This window comes from Staphylococcus sp. HMSC035D11, from assembly GCF_001836075.1.
Lineage (GTDB): Bacteria > Bacillota > Bacilli > Staphylococcales > Staphylococcaceae > Staphylococcus > Staphylococcus hominis.
This window is the reverse complement of sequence record NZ_KV827210.1, coordinates 1-3128: the sequence shown is the minus strand read 5'-3', so window position 1 is coordinate 3128 and position 3128 is coordinate 1. Positions and strand designations below refer to the sequence as shown.

Annotated in this window: 3 protein-coding genes; 1 reads left to right on the top strand and 2 read right to left on the bottom strand. The window is 30.0% G+C overall.

Annotated elements, in window-relative coordinates:
• Window positions 1-118: 118 nt before the first annotated feature.
• Window positions 119-532: a universal stress protein gene (locus tag HMPREF2647_RS00635; RefSeq protein ID WP_002447403.1), complete on the bottom strand. Its 414-nt coding sequence runs from the start codon at window positions 530-532 to the stop codon at window positions 119-121.
• Between the two features lie 12 nt (window positions 533-544).
• Window positions 545-1996: a SulP family inorganic anion transporter gene (locus tag HMPREF2647_RS00630; RefSeq protein WP_002447402.1), complete on the bottom strand. Its 1452-nt coding sequence runs from the start codon at window positions 1994-1996 to the stop codon at window positions 545-547.
• Window positions 1997-2110: 114 nt separating this feature from the next.
• On the opposite strand from HMPREF2647_RS00630, the gene HMPREF2647_RS00625 reads away from it, so the two are divergent.
• Window positions 2111-2653, top strand: coding sequence for a recombinase family protein (locus HMPREF2647_RS00625; RefSeq protein ID WP_002447401.1), 543 nt, complete (start codon window positions 2111-2113; stop codon window positions 2651-2653).
• Window positions 2654-3128: the final 475 nt, after the last annotated feature.

The window sequence follows — 3128 nt, the reverse complement described above, 5'->3', positions numbered from 1 at the left end:
CAGATACTTTATGTCCCAGCCTCTTTTTATATTGTAAAATAGACTTTATTAAATTACTAAGGTACCCTTAGTCGTCTCAAAATAAAACTCAATCCTTTTATGGATTGAGTTAGACAGACTATTTTACAATGATAACGGGAATTTTTGAACGTTTAGCCACTTTGTGACTGACGCTACCCAATACCATTTCTTGTAAACTATTTAGACCACGAGACCCTAAAACAATTGCTTGATATTTACCACTATTAGCAACTGAAACCACTGTTTCTGCAGGAAGACCATGTGCAATTTTTACTTCATAATTTACATTATGTTCTACAAATAGTTCAGTTATACTGGATAATTTGTCTTCTCTTTCATTTGTTAAACTATGTCCTTGTTTACCATGTAAAACATCTGTTTTCGATTCTTCAACATTTACAACTGTAATTAAAGTAACTATAGTATTTTCATCTATAAAGTTCAAAACTTCCTGTGCTGAACGTAAACTATTTTCTGACCCATCGGCTGCTAATAAAATTGATTTATACATAAACAACACTCCTTAGTTTAAATGATTTTCATTTAGTTTGCTTAATTCTGAGACTATTTTACGACTATCTGAATTTAGTTTTTCTACATGAACAATGTTATTTTTTTCTTCGAACTTCCTTACCATTGTATCAATAGCATCTACTGCTGAATCATCCCATAAATGAGCATTATTAAAGTTTAATTCTATAATACTATTTTCAATATTAAAGCTAATTTGATCCATCATAGAGTCAATAGAAACAAAAAAGATTTGACCTTTAAAAGATAAACGGTTAGTTTTACCAAACTTCTCAGATGTTACTTCTACTTTTGATATTTTAGTAGCAAAGAATAAAGCACTGAAAATAACACCTACGACCACGCCGAGAGCTAAGTTATGTGTCATCAGTACAATTATCACTGTAAGTATCATAACAACTGCATCTGTTTTTGGTGCTTTTTGAATATATTTAAAAGAATTCCAATCAAATGTACCAATCGAAACCATAACCATAATACCTGCTAAAATTGGCATTGGAATTTGAACAACAAGTCCTCCAAGAACAATAATCATGAATATTAAGACAACACCAGCAGAAAAAGTAGATAATCTACTGTTTGCACCTGATTTGACATTGATTACAGATTGTCCAATCATGGCACAACCTCCCATACCACCGAATAATCCTGTAATCATATTAGCAATGCCTTGGCCACGAGATTCTCTGTTTTTACTACTATAAGTGTCTGTTGCATCATCTACAATTTTAGCAGTAAGTAAACTTTCTACTAGACCTACAATAGCCATAGATAGCGAGTATGGAAAAATGATTTGAAGTGTTTCTAAATTAAAGGGAACATTAGGAATTAAAAAGTGCGGTAAAGCTTGCTTAATATTTCCTAAATCACCAACAGTTCTCACGTCAGAACCTGTATACATATAAAGAGCAGTCAATACGATGATAGCTATTAATGGTGCAGGTATTGCTTTGAAAAATTTAGGGATTATATATACAATGAGTAATGTTACAATTACATATATATAAGTTGAGATTGAAATACCGAAGATATGTTCTATTTGGGACATGAAAATCATAATACCTAATGCATTTACAAAACCTATCATGACGGAATGAGGTATAAATTTCATTAAACGCCCCACTTTGAGAAGGCCTAAAACTAATTGAATTACTCCCATTAATATCGTGGCAGCTAAAAGATATTCTACACCATAATCTTTCACAAGTGGTGTAACTAATAAGGCAACAGCCCCTGTTGCACCTGATATCATTGCAGGTCTACCACCAACAATAGCAGTAACAACAGCGATGATAAATGAAGCATACAAACCAACCATTGGATCTACGCCAGCAATAATTGAAAATGCGATAGCTTCAGGGATTAAAGCTAAGGCAACCACGATACCGGCAAGTATATTTTTACCTGGCTGGTTAAACCATTCATGTTTTAATTTTTCAACCATAACTTACTCTCCTTTTTATTTAATTATATTGTAAAGTATAACAGAAAAGTTTCATATGTGTACCCTTTAATGAAACTTTCCTGTTATACTTTAGCTATAGGGTGGTGCAAGTAAATGAAATACGGTTATATCAGACCTGTTACAATAAACGATGATTTAAACGAACAAAAAAAGAAAATAGAAACCTATACAAAAAAAATAGTTGAGGAAAGTCATGCTAATAATAAAAAAAGAAATGAATTAGACCTTCTTTTAAAAAAGAAGTTGGTCTCGGGGGATGCAGTATATATTACAGATTTATGTATACTTGCAGATTCTACGAAACAATTAGTAGATATATTAGATTATCTTTCACAGAAGGATATATCTTTATATGTAATTAATTTAAACCGATATATTTATAAAAATATTCAAGGAGAATTTTTAGAAATACTACATGATATTACAGACTTTCAAAGTGATGTTGTTAAATTTAGGACACGCGTTGGATTAGAAAATTATACAAAAGAAGGAAAAAAGTTAGGCAGACCCAAACGAGATGATAAAAATCTTAGAGATGCTATAGAAATGTATATGAGCAAAAATTACACTCTAGATGAAATAAAAGAAAAAACAAACATAAGTAGAGCAACTTTATATCGTCATCTAGATAAATAAGAGATAGTAAATGTTGTTTCAAGATATAGAACATAATATAATAATGTCGATTAAAGAGGAAAGTAAAGTGATCTTTAAAACATTAAATATTAGTGAGAAAGTTTTTTTATTAGTACTCGAAAATATAGAAAGACAAGACTTAGCAAAAACATAGAAATATTTTATAATAAATACTTTCCAATATAGTGAACTACAAGATATGCTGAGTTAACGAAAAAGAAATGTAAAAAAATTCCTCTATGTCAAATACATTAAATTCAACTTTTATTGATTATGTATAAGATATACATTTTAACTACCTATAATCTTTTCTTATGTCAACAGTTTCATAATATATATTGATATACACTACTGATAATAGGTTTTAATTAATATTAAGCGCATACTTTTTATGGATAGAATATTAGTATTACATATTTTTTGGGGTTCAAGAATATGCCCCGATTTTATATCAAATTTGGAAGAAAAAGCATAA

Coding starts and splice junctions, on each gene's coding strand:
- HMPREF2647_RS00635 (WP_002447403.1), bottom strand. CDS start 532: ATGTATAAATCAATTTTATTAGCAGCCGATGGGTCAGAAAATAGTTTA.
- HMPREF2647_RS00630 (WP_002447402.1), bottom strand. CDS start 1,996: ATGGTTGAAAAATTAAAACATGAATGGTTTAACCAGCCAGGTAAAAAT.
- HMPREF2647_RS00625 (WP_002447401.1), top strand. CDS start 2,111: ATGAAATACGGTTATATCAGACCTGTTACAATAAACGATGATTTAAAC.